At 66.0% G+C, this 18346-nt stretch carries 16 protein-coding genes and 1 tRNA gene; 12 read left to right on the top strand and 5 right to left on the bottom strand.

Features of this window, described 5'->3' with window-relative positions; genetic code table 11:
- Positions 1–48 precede the first annotated feature (48 nt).
- The 3 genes from BJY26_RS00465 to upp all read right to left on the bottom strand — a co-directional run bounded on the left by BJY26_RS00465 (position 49) and on the right by upp (position 2633).
- Complete coding sequence (locus BJY26_RS00465) at positions 49–855, bottom strand: maleylpyruvate isomerase family mycothiol-dependent enzyme (protein WP_179424735.1); 807 nt, start codon at positions 853–855, stop codon at positions 49–51.
- A gap of 43 nt (positions 856–898) precedes the next feature.
- Complete coding sequence (locus BJY26_RS00460) at positions 899–1717, bottom strand: winged helix-turn-helix domain-containing protein (protein ID WP_179424733.1); 819 nt, start codon at positions 1715–1717, stop codon at positions 899–901.
- Between the two features lie 280 nt (positions 1718–1997).
- The gene (upp, locus tag BJY26_RS00455) at positions 1998–2633 is read right to left on the bottom strand and encodes a uracil phosphoribosyltransferase (RefSeq protein ID WP_179424731.1); all 636 of its coding nucleotides are present in this window, start codon (positions 2631–2633) and stop codon (positions 1998–2000) included.
- A gap of 84 nt (positions 2634–2717) precedes the next feature.
- Between upp and BJY26_RS00450 the strand changes: the two genes are divergently transcribed.
- The 6 genes from BJY26_RS00450 to BJY26_RS00425 all read left to right on the top strand — a co-directional run bounded on the left by BJY26_RS00450 (position 2718) and on the right by BJY26_RS00425 (position 6489).
- Entirely contained in the window at positions 2718–3587 is an 870-nt protein-coding gene (locus BJY26_RS00450) for an ABC transporter ATP-binding protein (protein ID WP_237248874.1), read from the top strand.
- A gap of 102 nt (positions 3588–3689) precedes the next feature.
- A complete protein-coding gene (locus BJY26_RS00445) occupies positions 3690–4250 on the top strand; it encodes a tRNA adenosine deaminase-associated protein (protein ID WP_179424727.1) in 561 nt (186 codons plus the stop codon).
- 14 nt (positions 4251–4264) lie between these two features.
- Complete coding sequence (gene tadA, locus BJY26_RS00440) at positions 4265–4726, top strand: tRNA adenosine(34) deaminase TadA (protein ID WP_179424725.1); 462 nt, start codon at positions 4265–4267, stop codon at positions 4724–4726.
- A gap of 115 nt (positions 4727–4841) precedes the next feature.
- Positions 4842–4932, top strand: a tRNA-Ser gene (locus tag BJY26_RS00435).
- A 108-nt stretch (positions 4933–5040) separates the two neighbouring features.
- Positions 5041–6201, top strand: coding sequence for an MFS transporter (locus BJY26_RS00430; protein ID WP_179424723.1), 1161 nt, complete (start codon positions 5041–5043; stop codon positions 6199–6201).
- Between the two features lie 69 nt (positions 6202–6270).
- Positions 6271–6489, top strand: a complete 219-nt coding sequence (locus BJY26_RS00425; protein WP_179424721.1) for an SCO4848 family membrane protein — start codon at positions 6271–6273, stop codon at positions 6487–6489.
- Positions 6490–6525: 36 nt separating this feature from the next.
- Here BJY26_RS00425 and BJY26_RS00420 read toward each other — a convergent pair whose 3' ends face one another.
- On the bottom strand, positions 6526–7791 hold the full coding sequence (locus BJY26_RS00420; protein WP_179424719.1) for an MFS transporter: 1266 nt from the start codon (positions 7789–7791) through the stop codon (positions 6526–6528).
- A 134-nt stretch (positions 7792–7925) separates the two neighbouring features.
- Between BJY26_RS00420 and BJY26_RS00415 the strand changes: the two genes are divergently transcribed.
- The 6 genes from BJY26_RS00415 to tgt all read left to right on the top strand — a co-directional run bounded on the left by BJY26_RS00415 (position 7926) and on the right by tgt (position 16915).
- The gene (locus BJY26_RS00415) at positions 7926–8615 is read left to right on the top strand and encodes a FadR/GntR family transcriptional regulator (RefSeq protein ID WP_179424717.1); all 690 of its coding nucleotides are present in this window, start codon (positions 7926–7928) and stop codon (positions 8613–8615) included.
- A gap of 113 nt (positions 8616–8728) precedes the next feature.
- On the top strand, positions 8729–9883 hold the full coding sequence (locus tag BJY26_RS00410; protein WP_179424715.1) for an LLM class flavin-dependent oxidoreductase: 1155 nt from the start codon (positions 8729–8731) through the stop codon (positions 9881–9883).
- Complete coding sequence (locus BJY26_RS00405; protein WP_179424713.1) at positions 9880–10350, top strand: MarR family winged helix-turn-helix transcriptional regulator; 471 nt, start codon at positions 9880–9882, stop codon at positions 10348–10350. Before BJY26_RS00410 ends, BJY26_RS00405 begins: the two co-directional genes overlap by 4 nt.
- Entirely contained in the window at positions 10347–10958 is a 612-nt protein-coding gene (locus tag BJY26_RS00400) for an FMN reductase (RefSeq protein ID WP_179424711.1), read from the top strand. The genes BJY26_RS00405 and BJY26_RS00400 overlap by 4 nt, the downstream gene beginning before the upstream one ends.
- Positions 10959–11081: 123 nt before the next feature.
- A complete protein-coding gene (locus BJY26_RS00395; protein WP_179429676.1) occupies positions 11082–15611 on the top strand; it encodes an ATP-dependent helicase in 4530 nt (1509 codons plus the stop codon).
- 131 nt (positions 15612–15742) lie between these two features.
- Complete coding sequence (gene tgt / locus BJY26_RS00390; RefSeq protein ID WP_179429675.1) at positions 15743–16915, top strand: tRNA guanosine(34) transglycosylase Tgt; 1173 nt, start codon at positions 15743–15745, stop codon at positions 16913–16915.
- A 223-nt stretch (positions 16916–17138) separates the two neighbouring features.
- Here tgt and BJY26_RS00385 read toward each other — a convergent pair whose 3' ends face one another.
- On the bottom strand, positions 17139–18104 hold the full coding sequence (locus BJY26_RS00385) for a hypothetical protein (protein ID WP_179424709.1): 966 nt from the start codon (positions 18102–18104) through the stop codon (positions 17139–17141).
- Positions 18105–18346 lie beyond the last annotated feature (242 nt).

The following is an 18346-nucleotide window of genomic DNA, read 5'->3' as shown; positions in this document are numbered from 1 at the left end:
GAGTGCCCGATAAACCGGCCGGCGGACGGGCCGCCGGGCGGAGCTTCGTTACGGGGTGATCCGCATTGCCGTGAGGACGTCCGAGGCGAGCCGGTGGTCCCCGGCGATGTCGACGGGCACCTGGTCGGGAGAGCGACGGCCGGCGCACAGCACTAAAAAGCCTTCGGAATCGGTGCCCAGTCTTACGGTCGGATTGTGCGGGAGGGGGTCGGCGCTGCGGGCCCTGCCGTCGGTGCCCATGATCACTCCGGTTTCAAAGGCGACGTCCCCGTCGACGTTCCACACCACAGTCGTCCGCGCCGGGGGCTTCACCTTCTTCCCGACGACGAAGGGCATGGCCGAAGCGAAATACGACAGCGTGAACCGGGCCGCCGTACCGTCCCAGCCGCCGGGCCGGCCGAGCGCGCGCCGCAGGTCTTGTTCATGCACGAAAAGGTCGATCGCGCGGTTGCGCAGTAGCGTTCGCCACGACCATTCGGTGCCCGGCGGACGTGCCGGGGCGACGGCGTCCGGGTCGGCCGGGAGAGACGTCAACACGGTTCGGGCCGCAGTCGTCGCTGCCGCGAACTCATCCCGGACGTGAGCCGGGGGTTGATCGCGGTATGAGTCCACTCCCGACTCGGTGTACCGGGGCCCAACTTCGGCATGAATCGAACCGTCGTAGGTATCGGCCGGGTGCGGCTCGGTCGTGAGCAGCGATTCCAAGTGCGTCAGATGCGCAACGATGTCGCCGACGGACCACCCGGGACAATCCGTGGGCAGCAGCCAATCGTCGTCGGACATCGCGGCGCCGAGGGTAATGATCCGATCGGCCGACTCGTGCCATGCCGTGATCGAGGCTTCAAGAGGACTCATGCGGCAATCGTACGGCGTCCCACGCGGAAGACGGGCGCGTGATCTACCGGGACGAGCGCGCGACGGCTTGCCACACCACGACGTCCGGATGGGCGTCATAACGGTAGCCGCCGCCGCGGATGGTGCGGACTATCGAGGCATAGCCGCCGAGTTTGCTGCGCAACCGGCGTACGTGCACGTCGATGGTTCGGGCCGTCGGCGCGGACTCGCCGTCCGACCACAGCGCATCGATCAGGTCGTCGCGGCTGACCGTGCGGGACTCGGCGTTCACCAAATGGGTCAACAGCTCGAATTCCTTGTACGTCAACTCCACGGCCGCCCCGTCGATATGCACTTCGCGGCGAGGCGCGTCGATGAGCAGGCCCTCGTTCGGGACGTGCCCGCGTGCGGGGGCCGCACTGCGTTGCGGCGGCGCAACCCGTCCCGGAATGCGGGATCGCACCGGACCGTGGGCGGTAGCCTCCCCGCCGGTGGCCGCAGGCGAGCCGCTGACGACGGCGCGTACGGCATCCAAATCCGTGCCGCGGCCTTCCGGCGCCAGGGCGATGACAGTCTGGGTTTGCGCTTCGGCGACGAGTTCGCGGGCATAGCGCTGCAATTCGGCGGCGACCGCCGTCAAATTGGTGCCGCTCGCGCCCGCCGTCTCCTCATCGAGGCCAACGTACAGGACGATGCCGCGGGCAGCGCGCTGAGACTGCGTGACTCCGGCCGGCGCGAGCGTGCGCGCATCAGCCGGGACTGCCCGTAGCGGGGCGGCGCTGCGGCCGGACAAGCGCTTGACGCCGTCCGGCGATGTCCGCCAGCGGCGTGCCGCGGTGGACGTACGAGTCGTGGGGTGGGAAATTGCCGTTGCAATGCTCATGGTGTTCTCCGTGCGATGTCAAGAGGTCTTGAAAAAATCGACGGCTGCGGGAGAGAAGTCCGCCTGCGGCTGGCGCAGCACGTTGTGTCTACTTGATGGAGAGACAGCAACAGCAGCCGCAGGCGCTGAGCATCATAGCGCGCGGCATCATGACCATCATCGTGGTCGGCTGTTGTCCTGACACAGTCTTGATTCTGCTGTACTTTCCGGTCCGGCGCAAGCACTCGGCACGATCGTCTTGCATCGTGAGCACCCGCGCCGTCCGACCCGGGAGTCGAAGTTAGACGACTCCGTAAAGGCGGTCGCCGGCGTCCCCGAGACCGGGCACGATGTACCCCTTCTCGTTCAGCCGCTCGTCCAACGCCGCCGTCACGATCGTGACGTTCGCGCTTTGGCCGAACGTGGTCTCGATCAACCGCACGCCCTCCGGTGCGGTCAGCAAACAGATGGCGACGACGTCCCGTGCGCCCCGATCGAGCAGGAATCGGATAGCCGCCGCCAGGGTGCCGCCGGTGGCCAGCATCGGGTCGAGGACGAAGATCTGCCGGCCGGACAGGTCATCGGGGAGCCGTTCGGCGTACGTGGTGGCGGTGAGCGTCTCTTCGTCGCGAACCATGCCGAGGAACCCCACCTCGGCCGTCGGCACAAGCCGCGTCATGCCTTCGAGCATTCCCAAGCCGGCGCGGAGAATCGGGACGACGAGCGGCCGGGGATCGGCAATCCGCACCCCGGTCATCTCGGTGACGGGGGTGGTGATCTCGCGCGGTTCGACGTGGACCTCGCGGGTGGCCTCGTAGGCCAGCAATGTGACGAGCTCGTCGGCGAGTCTCCGGAATGTGGGCGAGTCGGTCGTCCGATCGCGCAACACAGTAAGTTTGTGGGAAATGAGCGGATGATCGGCGATGTGCAAGCGCATGGATGCCAATGTACCTTGTCACCGGCAACGGCTGTACACCGCTGGTCACGCCGAAATCGACGGTCGCGCCGAAAAGGAGACACGTTGCCCGACGCCCGCACCATCGCCGCCTCGCCCGAGGCCGCGCCCACTGCAGCACCCGCCGCATCGGTTCCGTTTGGGCCGGACCGGAACGGCATAGTCATCGATATCGACGCCGTCGACCTGGAACGCAATGGGTCGACGTTGCTCGACGGGGTGTCGGCAACGGTTCGGGCCGGCGAACATTGGACTTTGCTCGGCCCCAACGGCGCCGGCAAGTCGACGCTGCTCAGTATCGTCGGTGCGCATGTGCACCCGACCCGCGGCACCGCGACGATGCTGAACCATCGGATGGGCCGCGTCGACGTATTCGAATTGCGCAGGCATATCGGGCATGTTGACCCGCGCCATCCGGTGCGCGGACGGATGACGATGCTCGACGTCGTCCTGACCGGCATCACCGGCACTGTCCTGATGAAACCGCGTTGGGAGCCGACCGACGAGGAACTCGAACGGGCGCACGCGCAGTTGTCCGTGTTGCACGTGGACGGCCGTGCCGACGCCGATTGGTCGGTGTTGTCCCAGGGCGAGCGGGGCCGGACGCTGATCGCCCGCGCGCTGATGCCGGATCCGGAACTGCTCTTGCTCGACGAGCCGGCCACCGGCCTGGACGTTGCGGCGCGCGAACAACTCATCGCAAGCATCGATGCCGTGCACAAAGCGCGGCCCGACCTGTCCAGCGTGCTCGTGACGCACCATCTGGAAGAGCTCCCGCCCAGCACCACGCACGCCATGCTGATCGGGCACGGCAGGATCATGGCGACCGGCCCGGTCGACGACGTGCTCACCACCGAGCGGGTTTCCCGCGCGTTCGAGTTCCCGATCGAGATCGGGCGCAACGGAAGCCGTTGGACGGCGACTGCGGCCCGGTAGCGCGGCGTGAACCGGGCCTCGGCGGTCGGCCGTCCACGGAAAAACACCTGCCTGTGCGCGTCGAGTGTTTCCGAATAGCGGTATTTGGGCGATCATGGGCTTATGTCGTACTTCACTGCAGTGCTCGCGGATACCGGCGACGGCTGGCGGGCCAGAGACGTGGATCCGATGGACTCGGCCGATATGGAGGATCTCGTCGACACGATGCGAACTGTCTCGTGCGACGGGCTCGACACCGTAGCCGTGATCGAACACGAAGACGAGTGGTTCGCGCTGGTGCGCGCCAGGTCGGACGACGATGCCAAGGTGTTCGTCTCCGACGTGCATGCCGCCGCCCGGAGCACGTTCGTCGACGTCCTGGCGGACTATATCGGCGTGCCGGCCAGGGATTTCGACGCCGACGAGGAACCCGATGACGACGTCGAGCAGGACCCGGCGGAGCCCGACGACGAGGACGAAGAGGATCAGACGTCGGCTACCGCTGTCTTGAGCGTCAATACCCCCGCCGAATGGGGCGGCGATATCGACGTGTTGGAAGCGCGCGGTATCGATGGTGAAAAACTCTGCGCCCTCGTTGAAGAGCATTCCGAAGATCCGGGGCAAGTGCTCACCGAGATCGGCGAAACCGTCGGATTCAGCGAACTGCTCGACGCTCTGCGGTGAGCGTGAGTGCGGAAATGCCGCCCGCGCGCCGTCACGTGGCCTGGATGGGTGCGGCACTGACCGAGGCCTCGGCCGCGAGCCGCACCGGCGACGTCCCGGTGGGCGCCGTCGTGGTGTCGGAGGCCGGCGAGATCGTCGGCACCGGCCACAACCAACGCGAAGAACTCGGCGACCCGACGGCACACGCCGAAATCATCGCGCTTCGCCGGGCCGCAGCGCACCTCCGCTCATGGCGGCTCACCGGGTGCACTCTCGTCGTCACCCTCGAGCCGTGTCTCATGTGCGCCGGTGCAGCGTTATCGGCGCGAGTCGAGCGCATCGTGCTGGGCGCGTGGGACGAGAAGGCCGGCGCGACCGGAAGTGTGTGGGACGTCGTCCGCGACAAACGCGCCAATCACTGGGTTGAGGTGATCCCCGGCGTGCGGGCGGGCGAGTGTGGGCGGGTGCTCACCGATTTCTTTGCGGCACGCCGATAAGCCCGAATGATGGCCCGATTGGTGGCCTCGCTGCTGGCCCGGCGGGACGGCGGCGGAGTCGGCCCGGAATCCCCCGATTGGGCAGTGCGGGGGTGTTTCATATAGCCTTGTCGGCGGTAGCGTGTCCGAGCGGCCGAAGGTGCAACACTCGAAATGTTGTGTGCGTTAACAGCGCACCGTGGGTTCAAATCCCACCGCTACCGCCACGAGGCCCCGCCTTCTCTTGATGTTCAAGGGACCGGCGGGGCCTTTTTCATCCGACCGGCATCCGACCGGCGAGGCATCGCGATGTGCAGTGAAGGGGGAGCAGCCGGATGAGCAGCGTGCAAGAGGCGAATCCGGCACCCAAATTCCGCCGACGCCTCTTTGGGCTGAGCTGGGCGCACCTGCTCAACGACGGCGCATCGAACTACCTGCCCGGCGTCCTGCCGGCCGTGCTGGCCACGCTCGGGGAGCCGGTGCAAATGGCCGGGGTGCTTGTCACGGCCCTGACAATCGGCCAAGTTCTGCAGCCGCTCACCGGCAGGCTCGCCGACCGCCTCGGCGGCCGCAGCCTCGTGGTCATCGGCCTGTTGATGACGTCGATCGGCGGCGGCTTGATCGGCGTGGTCCAGTCAACCTGGCTGCTGATCGTCCTGCTGGTGTTGATCGGCGTGGGCAACGCGTTTTTCCATCCGCAAGCGCTCGCCGGCGTGCGCAGCATGCTTGCCGGTAAGAAGGGCCTGTTGACCTCGGTGTTTCTCGTCGGCGGCGAAATCGGCCGCGGGCTGTGGCCGACCGCGGCCAGCCTGATCGTCTCGAGCGCCGGCTTGGCCAATCTCTGGGTCATCGCCGTGCCCGGGATCGTCACGGCGCCCTTCGTATTGCGGTTCATGCCGGCGCTTCCGCCAAAGAAGCAGAACGGCCACGCCATCCGGATGAGTGAACATGCCCGGCCGATGACACTGTTGATCGGCTATCAGGGCATTCGCACGCTCTCCATTTACTCGTTCGTCACCTTCGTCCCCATTCTGTGGGACCAGCGCGGCGGATCGCTCGTGGTCGGCGCGTCGATCATTACGACCATGACGACGGTCGGGGTGATCGGCAATCTCTGGGGCGGTCATCTGACCGACCGGTTCGGCACGCGGCTCGTTCTCGTCGTGTCGGCCGTGGCAGGTGCCGTGCTGATCGTGCCGAGCGTCTATTTGATGGGGCCGTGGGCGTGGATATCGGCAGCCCTCCTGGGCATCGCGTTCTTCCTGACCGGATCGACGACCGTGTTGCTCGGGCAGGACATCTTCCCGGAAAACCGCTCGATGGGATCGGGGATCGCGTTGGGATTCGCCAACGGCGTCGGCGCGTTGCTCGTTTTCGTCGTCGGCCTGTGGGTTGGGCACAATATCGAAATGGTCTTCTGGGCGTTGGGCCTCCTCGGGCTGATGTCGGCAGGGCTGGCATTGATGTTCGACAAGGCGCTGATGCACGGAGCGTGACGCGCCCGGCGTCCGGCGTCCGAAAGGGCACTCAGGAAACGTCCAGCCGCTCGGCTGCACAATGGAGGCATGAGCAAGAAGAGTTCGGTAGTGCTGATCGGTGCGGGCGCATGGAACTGGGTCATCTGGCCGCGGTTCTGGACGCGGATCTACAAGGACGCCCGGTCGTTCGACGACGACGGAAGCCCCACGACGTTCCTCAAGGTTCACGCCTGCCTGATCGGCACCTCGTTGGCCCTGGGGACAGTCACCTCGGTCATCGGGCTGCGCGGCCTCACGCGCCGCTGACTCTCGACCGGGGAGAGTGCGGGATTCCGGCGTCGGCTAACCCCCGGACGGCGTCGCCGAAGCCGGCCGATCGACGAACGTCGTGTTCTTGGTCTCCTTGCCGAAGTAGATCATCACGGCGATGATGATGGCGACCGAACCGGCCACGATGGCCATGGCCAGGCCGTAATTGCCGCCGGTGTGGCTGGCGATCGACGCCTGCAGCACCGAGTTCGGCGAAGCGATGACGTTGCCGAGCTGGTAGACGAAGCCCGGCAGAATGGCGCGGGTGCCTTCGGGCATCAGCTCGTTGAGGTACGCCGGAATCACGCCCCACGCGCCTTGCACCATGAACTGCACGAGGAACGCGCCGATGCCGAGCCCCCACGACCCGGTCGCAAATGCCCACAACGGGATGCACGGCAGTGCCAGCAGCGAGAAAATCATGATGATCTTTTTGCGGCCGTACCGCTGCGACAAGGTCCCGGCCAAGACACCGCCAATGATGGCGGCGATATTGTACGAAATGGCGATCACGCTGACGGTGCCCGAACCGAATCCGTGCTGCTCTTGCAGGAATGTCGGGTACATGTCCTGAGTGCCGTGGCTGAAGTAGTTGAACGCGGCCATGAGGACGACAGTGAAGATCAGCACTTTCCAATGCTTGGCGACGGCCGGCCAGAAGGCCGGCTTCTTTGGCTTCTCCGGTGTTCCGCGTGCTGCCAGCCAGACAGGGGACTCCTTGACGAAGAAGAAGATGAACACGGCCAACAGGAGCGGGACGACGCCGACCGCGAACATGCCCCGCCATCCGATCGCGTCGAAGCAGAGACCGAAAACGATTGATGCGATGAGGTAGCCGAGCGGATAGCCGGCTTGGAAGATGCCGGAAACGCGTCCGCGCGCATGTTGGGGGATCGTCTCCATGGTCAGCGCCGAAGCGACACCCCAGATGCCGCCCATGGCGACGCCGTAGATCACGCGTAGCGTCAGGAACGTCTCCAAGTTCGGAGCGAGTGCGGTGAGCAACTCGATGACGGCGAATATGACGATGTTGATCATCAAGACGGGTTTGCGGCCAATTTTCTCGGCGACGGCACCGAAGATGAGCGCCCCGACCGGCCGCATCACAAGGGTCAGCGTGATGGCCAACGAGACGGCGGTGATGCTCGCGTCGAATCCGTGCGCAACCGCGTCCAGGACGAATACCAGGATGAAGTAGTCGAACGCGTCGAGCGTCCAGCTTCCTACGCCGGCGAATAATGTGCTGCGTTGTGCGCCGTTCCACGTCTCTTTTGGCGCGTGCGTGGCTTCCGAAGACATGTCGGAGTGTCCTTACTGACCGAGTTGGGGAATTACATTGCTCTACTATCGACAAACGCATAGTACGCCGCCGGATGTCGGATGCATCACGCGACACCCGACGAAACATCCGACCAATCGGTAGAATCGCGTCCATGGCGCTTACCGATGACGCGATCACGAAGATCAAGGGCATGATTTTGTCCGGCGAGTTGCGTCCGGGCGACCGGCTGCCTCCGGAAAAGGAGCTGAGCGAGCGGCTGGGATTGTCTCGGAATTCGCTGCGCGAAGCCGTCAAGGCTCTTGATCTCGTGCGGGTGCTCGACGTCCGTCGCGGCGACGGCACCTATGTCACGAGTCTCGAGCCGGGCCTGCTGGCCGATGCGGTCGGCTTCGTGGTCGATCTCTATCAGGATCGCTCGATCCTTGAACTGTTCGAAGTCCGCCGCATCCTGGAGCCGGCCGCCGGCGCCATGGCCGCCGTCCGGATCAGCGACGACGAGGTCGAACGGCTGCGGGCCACCATGGACGGCGTGGACGAGTCCACCGGCGTCGAAGAACTGGTCAGCCACGACGTCCGGTTCCATCGTGTGCTCTCGGAGGCTTCCGGCAATTCGTATCTGGCCGGTCAGCTCGAACTCTTGGCCGGACAGACGGTCCGGGCGCGCATATGGCGGGGTCTGACACAACAGCACGCCGTGGCACGGACCTTGGGCGAGCACGCCGCGATCCTGGATGCCGTGGCTGCGCGGGACGCCGAGCTGGTCCGTTCGCTGCTCACCGTGCACGTGGCGGGAGTGGCCGAGTGGCTGCGCAGGGTCGTGAACAAGACGAGCGAGCCGTGAACTGGGCGAGCGACCGAGAACGCGGACGCGGCCGGCGCCGGGAATAACTCACGCGGCCCGGCAGTTCTCCCTTCATAAATCCATGCAAACGCATTAACTTCTGGAGGCGCCCCATGCAGATCGGCATTTTTTCGGTTGGTGACGTGACGACCGATCCGACGACCGGCCACACCCCGAGTGAACACGAGCGCATCAAGGCGATCATGACGATCGCCCAGCACGCCGAAGAGGTCGGCCTCGACGTGTTTGCCACCGGCGAGCACCACAACCCGCCGTTCATCCCGTCCGCGCCGACCACCATGCTGGCCCATATTGCCGCGCGCACGTCGCGGATCATCCTGTCGACGTCGACGACGTTGATCACCACCACCGATCCCGTGCGCATCGCCGAAGACTACGCAATGCTCCAACACCTGTCCGATGGCCGCGTCGACCTGATGATGGGCCGCGGCAACACCGGCCCGGTGTACCCGTGGTTCGGCAAGGACATTCGCCAAGGCATTCCGCTGACCATCGAGAACTACGCGCTGCTGCACAAGCTCTGGCGCAACGAAAAGGTCGACTGGTCCGGCAAATTCCGCACGCCGCTCCAAGGCTTCACCTCGACTCCCAGACCGCTGGACGGTGTGCCGCCGTTCGTGTGGCACGGGTCGATCCGCAGCCCCGAGATCGCCGAACAAGCCGCGTTCTACGGCGACGGTTTTTTCGCCAACAACATCTTTTGGCCCAAGGAGCACTACATCCGGCTGATCAACCTATACCGGGAACGGTTCGCCCACTACGGCCACGGCACGCCCGAACAAGCAATAGTCGGCGTCGGCGGCCAGGCGTTCATGCGGAAGAACTCGCAGGACGCCGTCCGCGAATTCCGTCCGTACTTCGATAATGCGCCGGTCTACGGCCACGGCCCGTCGATGGAGGATTTCACGGCGCAAACGCCGTTGACGGTTGGCAGTCCGCAGCAAGTCATTGAAAAGACGTTGTCGTTCCGCGAATTCTACGGTGACTATCAACGCCAGCTGTTCCTCATGGATCATGCCGGGCTGCCGCTGAAGACCGTGCTGGAGCAGCTCGATCTGCTCGGCGAGGAGGTCGTGCCGGTATTGCGCAAGGAATTCGCCGCTCTGAAGCCCGGCGACGTGCCCGACGGCCCGACGTTCGCTGCCCGCAAGGCCGCTGCCGAGGCAACAGCCGAAGCGTCGTCCGACCACTCGACCGGCGCCGTGGCAACCGCCGAGCACACGGACGCGGTAGGAGCCCGGTCATGACCGCCCGGTCCGGTCCGCGGCTCAGCGGCGACGCCTGGGAATCGCTCTTTCGGGCGCAGGTGACGTTGATGCGCCGCTTTGCCGCGGACGACGTGTGGGGCGAGCTGACGGTGCGCGAATACGACGTGCTGTTCACGCTTGCCGGCCGCGAGAAGAGCGCCATGCGCCTTGGCGAGCTGAACGAATTCGTCCTGCTCAGCCAGCCGTCGCTGAGCCGGATGGTCGAACGACTCGAGCGTGCCGGCTATGTCGAACGGACGCCGAGCGCCGGCGACCGCCGCGGCACGCTCGTGGCGCTCACGCCGTCCGGCGCCGAGAAACAGCGCGAGATCGGCAGACGTCACCTGGCCAGCATTCACCACTACATGAGCAATGCGCTCGACGCCGGCGAACTTGCCACGCTGCGCGAGCTGACCGGAAAATTGCGCCGGGCGCAGGAGTCAATTGAAGAAAGGCACCACGCATGACGAAGATCGTTGCACTCTCGGCGGGCTTGTCGGAGCCGTCGTCCACAAGGCTGCTGATCGACAAGCTTGCGGACGACGCGACCGGCCGGCTGCGCGCCGACGGGCAGGACGTGCAGGTCACGACCATCGAACTGCGCGAGCTGGCTCAATCCATCACCAACAATCTCGTCGTCGGATACGCCGACCCCGAGCTGCAGTCCGTCCTGGACGCCGTGGCCGAGGCGGACGGGCTGATAGTTGCCTCGCCGATCTTCAAGGCCTCGTACAACGGCCTGTTCAAGATGTTCATGGACGTCATGGACAACTCGGCGCTCATTGGTAAACCGGTCCTGCTGGCGGCGACCGGCGGCACGCCGCGGCACTCGCTGGCCATCGAATCGGCAATGCGCCCGCTGTTCGCATACATGCAAGCGTTCGCCGTTCCGACAGGTGTCTACGCGTCCTCCGAGGACTGGGGCGCCTCGGAGGAGACGGGGCTGTCGGCGCGGATCGCCCGAGCCGGCCGCGAGTTCGCCGGTTTGCTGGCGGGCACCGGGCTCGGCCGCGTGCAGCGCACCGACAACGAAATCGCCGACGAGACTGCGCTGACGCTGATGGAGTTGTCCTAACCGGCGTCGCCCCGCCGACGTCGGAACACCGACACCCGCGCGGAAGGAACGGAGCCGTACGCGGAACGCAGTAACGGCGACGGGATCGGTTCGGTGTGCCAGCATGGTCATGTGACTAACGGCATGCCCGCGCGGTTCTCCGCTCCGGTCAATGACTGGTTCACGCGTGCTTTCGGCGAACCGACCGAGGTCCAGCGGCGCGCGTGGGAAACGATTGCGGACGGCGCGAACACGCTCGTCGTCGCGCCAACCGGATCGGGTAAGACGCTTGCCGCCTTCTTGTGGGCGATCGACCGGCTCCTGCACGGCTCCGGCCCCGGGCATTCGCACGGCTCAGCGCCGGGATCCCGGCGCCCGGACGACGCTCCGCGCACCCGGGTGCTCTACATTTCGCCGCTCAAGGCCCTGGCCGTCGACGTCGAACGCAATCTGCAAGCCCCGCTGAGCGGTATTCGCGCCGGCGATCCGGACCTGCCGGCCATCAGCATCGGCATCCGTTCCGGCGACACCCCGCCGGCCGTACGGCGCCGGCTCATTACGCGTCCGCCCGACATCTTGATCACGACGCCCGAATCGCTCTATCTCATGCTCACGTCGTCCGCTCGTGAGACCCTCCGCGGCGTCGAGACCGTCATCGTCGACGAGGTACACGCCGTAGCCGGTGACAAACGCGGCGCCCATTTGGCGTTGAGTCTCGAGCGTCTCGACGAGCTGTTGGCCCGCCCGGCACAGCGCATCGGTCTGTCGGCAACGGTCCGGCCGCACGCCGAAGTGGCACGGTTCTTAGGCGGGGCAGCGCCCGTGACCATCGTGGCGCCGCCGAGCCGGAAGAAGTTCGCCCTGACGGTCACGGTGCCCGTCGACGATATGAACGATCTGCCCGATGTGCCCGGCGACGACCGGAAGAGGTCGATCTGGCCGCATATTGAGGAAAGCATCGTGGACGCGGTCGTCCAGCAACGCTCGACCATCGTGTTCGCCAACTCGCGCCGCCTCGCCGAACGCCTCACTGCCCGCCTGAACGAGATTTATGCCGCCCGCACGTCCGGATTCACTCGCCCGGAGACCGGCCCGCCGGCCCAACTGATGGCCGAAAGCGGTACGTCGTACGGCGCCGACACCGTGCTGGCCCGCGCGCACCACGGTTCGGTCAGCAAGGAACAGCGTGCCGGGATCGAAGACGACCTGAAATCGGGACGGCTCCGTTGCGTCGTCGCCACGAGCAGCCTTGAACTGGGCATCGACATGGGCGAGGTCGACCTCGTCGTCCAAGTCGAGTCGCCGCCGAGCGTCGCCAGCGGGCTGCAACGCGTCGGCCGCTCCGGGCACGGTGTCGGCGACGTCTCCCGCGGCGTCATCTACCCGAACCACCGCACCGACCTGATTCACGCGGCAGTGACGGCCGAACGCATGGCCGAAGGCCGAATCGAAGCACTCACGGTGCCGGCCAACGCGCTCGACGTCCTTGCCCAGCACACCATTGCCGCCGCATCAATGGACACGCTGGGCGTCGACGACTGGTATCGGGTCGTGCGTCGCAGCGCCCCATACGCCGACTTGCCGCGATCCGCCTACGACTCGACGCTTGACCTGTTGGCCGGCAAATATCCCAGTGACGAATTCGCCCAGTTGCGCCCGCGGTTGCTCTGGGACCGGGATGCCGGCACGATCACCGGCAGGCCGGGCGCGTCCCGACTGGCTGTCATGTCCGGCGGCACCATCCCCGATCGTGGACTTTATGGCGTCTTCATGGCCGGCGAAAAATCCGCGCGGGTCGGCGAGCTCGACGAAGAGATGGTGTACGAATCCCGCGTCGGCGACGTTTTCGCGCTCGGAGCGACGAGCTGGCGCATTGAAGAGATCACGCACGACAAGGTGGTCGTCAGCCCTGCTTTCGGCCGGCCCGGGCGGCTGCCGTTTTGGAAGGGCGACAATCTCGGACGGCCGTACGAACTCGGTGAGGCCCTCGGCGAGTTCATGCGGCAACTCGACGCCAGCGACGACGCCACGGTTCGGTCGCGGTGCCTGGCGCAGGGGCTGGACGAACGCGCAGCCGGGAACGTGGTGGCCTACCTGCGCGAACAACGCGCGGCGACCGGGCTCGTCCCCACCGACCGGGAACTGCTCGTCGAACGCTTCCGCGATGAGCTCGGAGACTGGCGCGTCGTCCTGCATTCGCCGTACGGCATGGCCGTGCACGCTCCGTGGGCACTCGCGGTCGGTGCCAGGTTGGCCGAGAAACACGGCACGGCCGGCAGTGCCGTGGCCGGGGACGACGGCATAGTGCTGCGCGTTCCCGATACCGACGACGACCCGCCCGGGGCAAGTCTGTTCGTTTTCGACCCGGTCGAACTCGACCGCATCGTCACCGAGCAGGTCGGCAATTCGGCTTTGTTCGCCGCCAGATTCAGGGAAAGCGCGGCCCGCGCGTTGCTTCTGCCCCGCCGCAATCCCGGACGCCGTTCGCCGTTGTGGCAGCAACGCCAACGCTCGGCCGAATTGCTGGCAGTTGCCACCCGGTACCCGGACTTCCCCATAGTGCTCGAAGCCGTCCGCGAGTGCATGAACGACGTGTACGACGTGCCGAATCTGCTGGCCGTGTCCCGGCGCATCGCCGCGCGAGAACTGCGACTGGCCGAGGTCGAGACGCCGCGAGCGTCGCCGTTCGCCGGCGCCATGCTGTTCGGGTACGTGGCATCGTTCCTGTATGAAAGCGACAACCCGCTGGCCGAACGCCGGGCACAGGCGCTGTCGCTCGATTCGTCGTTGTTGGCGGACCTTCTCGGGCGGGCCGAACTGCGCGAACTGTTGGACTCCGACGTCGTCAGCCAGACCGAGGACGAACTGCAACACCTGGCGCCGGGTCGTAGGATCGCGGACGTCGAAGGGGTCGCCGATCTGCTCAGGACCCTCGGCCCGCTCACCCGGGGCGAGGTCGCCGCGCGCGCCGACGACGCCGACGAAGCTCGCACGGCCCGGTGGCTGACCGAACTCGTCACGGCCGGCCGGGCCATCATCGTTCAAATCGGCGGGAAGGAGCGGTGTGCGGCGGTCGAGGACGCCGCCCGGCTGCGCGATGCGCTCGGCGTCCGGCCGCCCGCCGGTATCCCCGACGCGTTCACGGAACCAGTTGAGGACGCATCGGGGGACATCATCGGCCGATACGCGCGCACGCACGGTCCGTTCACGGCCGACGAGGCCGCGGAAACCCTTGGTGCCGGCATTGAATTCGTGACCGCGACCCTGACTCGCCTCGAGTCGTCCGGCCGTGTCGTGCACGGCGAATTCCGCCCCGGCGAGGTCGGAGTCGAATGGTGCGACAGCGGCGTCCTGGCCACGCTGCGTCGCAGGTCGCTGGCCGCTTTGCGCAGCGAGGTCGAGCCGGCCCCGCAGGGTGCATTTGGCAGGTTCACTATCGACTGGCACGGTATCGGCCACGCCACGACGCGCGTGCGCGAAAACCCGCGCGGCGCCGACGAGCTCGTGGCGGTTGCCGACAGACTGGCCGGTCTGCCGCTGCCGGCGTCCGCCTGGGAATCATTGATCCTGCCCTCGCGCATTGCGGGGTATTCGCCGGCCATGCTTGATGAGGTCATGTCCGCCGGCGATGTGATAGTCAGCGGTGCCGGGCGGTTGAGCGGAAGCGACGGGTGGATCGCCATGCATCCGCTCGATGTGGCGCCGTTGTCCTTGCCGGTCCGGAGCGCGGACGACGTGTCCGATGCCGGCCGGCGCATCCTCGACTTGCTGGGCGGGGGAGGCGGCTACTTCTTCCGGCAAATCGCGGAGGCTGCAGGCGACCTCTCCGACGGCGGCGTCGAGTCGGAGCTCTGGGATCTGTTTTGGGCCGGGCTCATCGGCAATGACACGTTCGCGCCGGTGCGCGCGCTGCTCGGCGGAGGCCGGACGACGCACCGGCAGCGCTCGCGGCCGCCGCGGGCCAGGATGTACAGGGGCCGCACGGGAATGTCCGTGCGGGCGGGACCTCCGACGGCGGCGGGCCGGTGGTCGCTGCTGCCGGAGCCCGAGTCCGACCCGACGGTGCGCGCGCACGCCGTCTGTGAGCAACTGCTCGACCGGCACGGCATCGTGACCCGCGGCGCCGTCACTGCCGAACACGTGCCCGGAGCATTCGCCCTGGCGTACAAGGTCCTCAGCGAATTCGAGCACGCAGGGAAGGCCCGCCGCGGCTATTTCGTGCAAGGGCTCGGCGCAGCCCAATTCGCCGATGCCTCGACGATCGACCGGTTGCGACGGATCGTCGCGGAGTCGGATGGTCGGTCCGGCACCGGAAGCGCCGACGCCGGTGCGGTGACGGTGGCTGCCACGGACCCCGCCAATCCGTACGGCGCGGCGTTGCCGTGGCCCGATGCCGCGCACCGGCCCGGACGCAAAGCCGGTGCTCTCGTCGTCCTGATCGGCGGCGAGCTCGCGGTGTACCTCGAGCGCGGTGGACGCACCTTGCTCACGTTCACGGATGATCCGCGACTGTTGGACGCCGCGTGCCGGTCACTGGCCGACGTCGTGACGAGCGGCCGGGTGCGACGGCTTTCGATCGAACAAGTGGACGGCGGTTCCGCCGAGGTACTCGCCGGCAGTCTGGAGGCCGCCGGGTTCCGGCCGAATCCGAAGGGCTGGCGGCTCGACGGCTAAGTGCCGAGTCCCCGGGTCGCCCCGAATTCGCGCCCACGGCGGGTTCTTGCTTGGATGGTGCGGTGAGTATTTTGCGCGGGGGCGAAACCGAAGCGGTGCGTGCGGAGTTCGGATTCGACGTCCGGAACACCATGGGCGACGGCTTTCTGGGCCGCACCGGAACTATCCGCACCCCGCACGGCCGGATCGAAACGCCGGCGTTCATCGTGGTGGGCACCAAGGCGACGGTGAAGGCGGTGGTGCCCGAGGCGGTTTCGGCGCTCGGCGGGCAGGCGGTGCTGGCGAACGCATATCACCTGTACCTGCAGCCCGGCTCGGACCTCATCGATGAAGCCGGCGGGCTCGGCCGGTTCATGAATTGGCCCGGGCCGACGTTCACCGATTCGGGCGGTTTCCAGGTGATGTCGCTCGGAGCCGGGTTCAAAAAGGTCATTGCCATGGACAAAACCGGAGTGCGCAGTGACGAGGTGATCGCCGAGGGCAAGACCCGGCTGGCACATGTCGACGATGACGGGGTGACGTTCAAATCGCACCTTGACGGATCGATGCACCGGTTCACCCCGGAGGTCTCGATGCAGGTACAGCACCGGCTGGGCGCCGACGTCATGTTCGCGTTCGACGAACTCACGACCCTGATGAACACGCGCAGTTACCAGGAGTCGTCGCTCGAACGCACTCGGCTGTGGGCCGAACGTTGCCTGACCGAGCACGCCAGGTTGACGGCCGAACGGTCGTACCGGCCCTATCAAGCGCTCTTCGGGGTGCTGCAAGGAGCCCAATACGAGGACCTGCGGCGTCAAGCGGCCCGGGATCTTGGCGCCATGGATTTCGACGGCTACGGCATCGGAGGCGCCTTGGAGAAGGAGAATCTCGGCACTATTGTCCGTTGGGTGAGCGAAGAGCTTCCGGAGGACAAACCCCGGCACCTGCTGGGCATTTCCGAACCGGACGACATGTTCACGGCGATCGAGAACGGTACTGACACATTTGACTGCGTGTCACCGTCCCGGGTGGCTCGTAACGGGGCTGTCTATTCGCCGGACGGCCGATTCAACGTCACCGGCGCCAAGCACAAGCGGGAGTTCGGCCCGGTGTACGACGGCTGCGACTGCTATACGTGCGCCAACTACTCCCGGGCCTACCTGCACCATTTGTTCAAGGCCAAAGAGCGGCTCGCGGCGACGCTTGCCACAATCCACAACGAACGCTTCGTGATCCGTTTGGTCGACGATATCCGGGCCAGTATCGACGCCGGCACGTTCTTTGCGTTCAAACAGGAGTTCCTGGGTCGGTACTACGCGTAAATGGCCGCCGCTGCCGCGTGTACGGAACAGTTCTCTGGCCAAGCGTGTAGATAGATGTCGCGCCCGATCCGGACGAGTGCCCGGCGCGTCAGTTCGTTCTGCGTGCGGCTCGGTACTCCGCGTAGGCGTATTACGTGTTGTACACCCACGCGGAACACCGACACCCACGCGGAACGGGACGCGCCTGGGCAACAGGCCGGGCGCCGGGCACCCGCGACGCAAATCACACGATAAGGCCGAAGCGGCGAATCGCCCGATCCCTGGCATCAAGAAAACGACGATTGATCAGTTGCAGGTTCGACAAGTCGGGCCATATCAGCCGGAAGACCTCATGATCGGTATCGATGATCGCCAATTCACGTTGACGTTCGTTCCATGCGACGTTTTGTGGGTCGCCATTGGCATATTTGCCGTATTTGACCTTGCCGTCGAAAGCGCAGACCAATCTGTACTTCTTCCAACGGAAATCGAGCCGGACGCTGCCGCGCCGCGTCTCCAACACGACCTGCAGCTCCGGAGCGGGAAGCCCGAGCAGATTGAACGCATACCGGGCCCGGCTTTCTCCGGCGGATTCCGCTAAGCCGTTGCCGAAGTCGAGCGCCCACCGGATATTTGCGGCGCCGATTCGTCGATGCCGACGGAAAAGTTCTCGGGCCACGTGTTTCCTGGCCCCGGCATGAAGCAGGCTATCGACGACGACGACCGCCTCTTCGCGCGAAAGCATCGCCGCACAATCAATCAAAGTGCGCTCGCGAGTGGTGACGAGAACGCCGCCGAGTGACGTCACTTCGTCGGGGTGAAGCGCGAAACCGTGCACCACGACGCCGTCGGCCGACCGTCGACCGTACCGCGCTTCGCCGGCCAGATGCACGAGTGTCGGCACGTGCAAAAGGTCGGCGCCCCAGAGAACGGCGGCTGACGGCCCGACGGCGATTCCGCTCGCGGTCTTCGTCGCCTCACTTCGCCGCGCCATGCTACGGATCCGCCTGCCTGCTCGCACATACGTGTCGAGATCGGCCCATTCCGGCCCAAGCGTGTAGATGTCGCGCCCGATCCGGACCAGTGCCCGGCGCGTCAGCGACAGCCGGATAAGCGCGCTGCTCAAGCCTGCCGATCGTAACTCGCCGAACGATAAAGTTTCGCGCGCGGCAAAGATCTGAGCAAGCGCCGGATTATCTGTCGTAATCATAGGTTCAGGGTGCGACTGTCGCCGACAACTGGCCAGGAGCGATTGCTGAATTGTGGATAGCGCGGCGGTGCAGGGCAAATGTGCCGTCAAGCCGGATCGTCACTTCGTCGACGACCAGGATTCAGCGCGAACTTTGGCTTGTTCCGCGTGCGCGTAAGTTCGTTCCGCGTGCGGCCCGGTACTCCGCGTAGGTGTATTACGTGCTGGACACCCACGCGGAACACCGACACCCACGCGGAACA

The organism is Spelaeicoccus albus, assembly GCF_013409065.1.
In the GTDB taxonomy this organism is placed as follows: domain Bacteria; phylum Actinomycetota; class Actinomycetes; order Actinomycetales; family Brevibacteriaceae; genus Spelaeicoccus; species Spelaeicoccus albus.
This window is presented reverse-complemented; position numbering and strand designations above follow the sequence as displayed.

What these genes read in the sequence shown, in the direction of transcription:
- BJY26_RS00465 (WP_179424735.1), bottom strand. Translation starts at nt 855, where the DNA reads ATGAGTCCTCTTGAAGCCTCGATCACGGCATGGCACGAGTCGGCCGAT.
- BJY26_RS00425 (WP_179424721.1), top strand. Translation starts at nt 6,271, where the DNA reads ATGAGCAAGAAGAGTTCGGTAGTGCTGATCGGTGCGGGCGCATGGAAC.
- tadA (WP_179424725.1), top strand. Translation starts at nt 4,265, where the DNA reads ATGCCGCCCGCGCGCCGTCACGTGGCCTGGATGGGTGCGGCACTGACC.
- BJY26_RS00385 (WP_179424709.1), bottom strand. Translation starts at nt 18,104, where the DNA reads ATGATTACGACAGATAATCCGGCGCTTGCTCAGATCTTTGCCGCGCGC.
- BJY26_RS00460 (WP_179424733.1), bottom strand. Translation starts at nt 1,717, where the DNA reads ATGAGCATTGCAACGGCAATTTCCCACCCCACGACTCGTACGTCCACC.
- BJY26_RS00445 (WP_179424727.1), top strand. Translation starts at nt 3,690, where the DNA reads ATGTCGTACTTCACTGCAGTGCTCGCGGATACCGGCGACGGCTGGCGG.
- BJY26_RS00410 (WP_179424715.1), top strand. Translation starts at nt 8,729, where the DNA reads ATGCAGATCGGCATTTTTTCGGTTGGTGACGTGACGACCGATCCGACG.
- BJY26_RS00400 (WP_179424711.1), top strand. Translation starts at nt 10,347, where the DNA reads ATGACGAAGATCGTTGCACTCTCGGCGGGCTTGTCGGAGCCGTCGTCC.
- BJY26_RS00395 (WP_179429676.1), top strand. Translation starts at nt 11,082, where the DNA reads ATGCCCGCGCGGTTCTCCGCTCCGGTCAATGACTGGTTCACGCGTGCT.
- BJY26_RS00415 (WP_179424717.1), top strand. Translation starts at nt 7,926, where the DNA reads ATGGCGCTTACCGATGACGCGATCACGAAGATCAAGGGCATGATTTTG.
- BJY26_RS00405 (WP_179424713.1), top strand. Translation starts at nt 9,880, where the DNA reads ATGACCGCCCGGTCCGGTCCGCGGCTCAGCGGCGACGCCTGGGAATCG.
- BJY26_RS00420 (WP_179424719.1), bottom strand. Translation starts at nt 7,791, where the DNA reads ATGTCTTCGGAAGCCACGCACGCGCCAAAAGAGACGTGGAACGGCGCA.
- upp (WP_179424731.1), bottom strand. Translation starts at nt 2,633, where the DNA reads ATGCGCTTGCACATCGCCGATCATCCGCTCATTTCCCACAAACTTACT.
- tgt (WP_179429675.1), top strand. Translation starts at nt 15,743, where the DNA reads ATGGGCGACGGCTTTCTGGGCCGCACCGGAACTATCCGCACCCCGCAC.
- BJY26_RS00430 (WP_179424723.1), top strand. Translation starts at nt 5,041, where the DNA reads ATGAGCAGCGTGCAAGAGGCGAATCCGGCACCCAAATTCCGCCGACGC.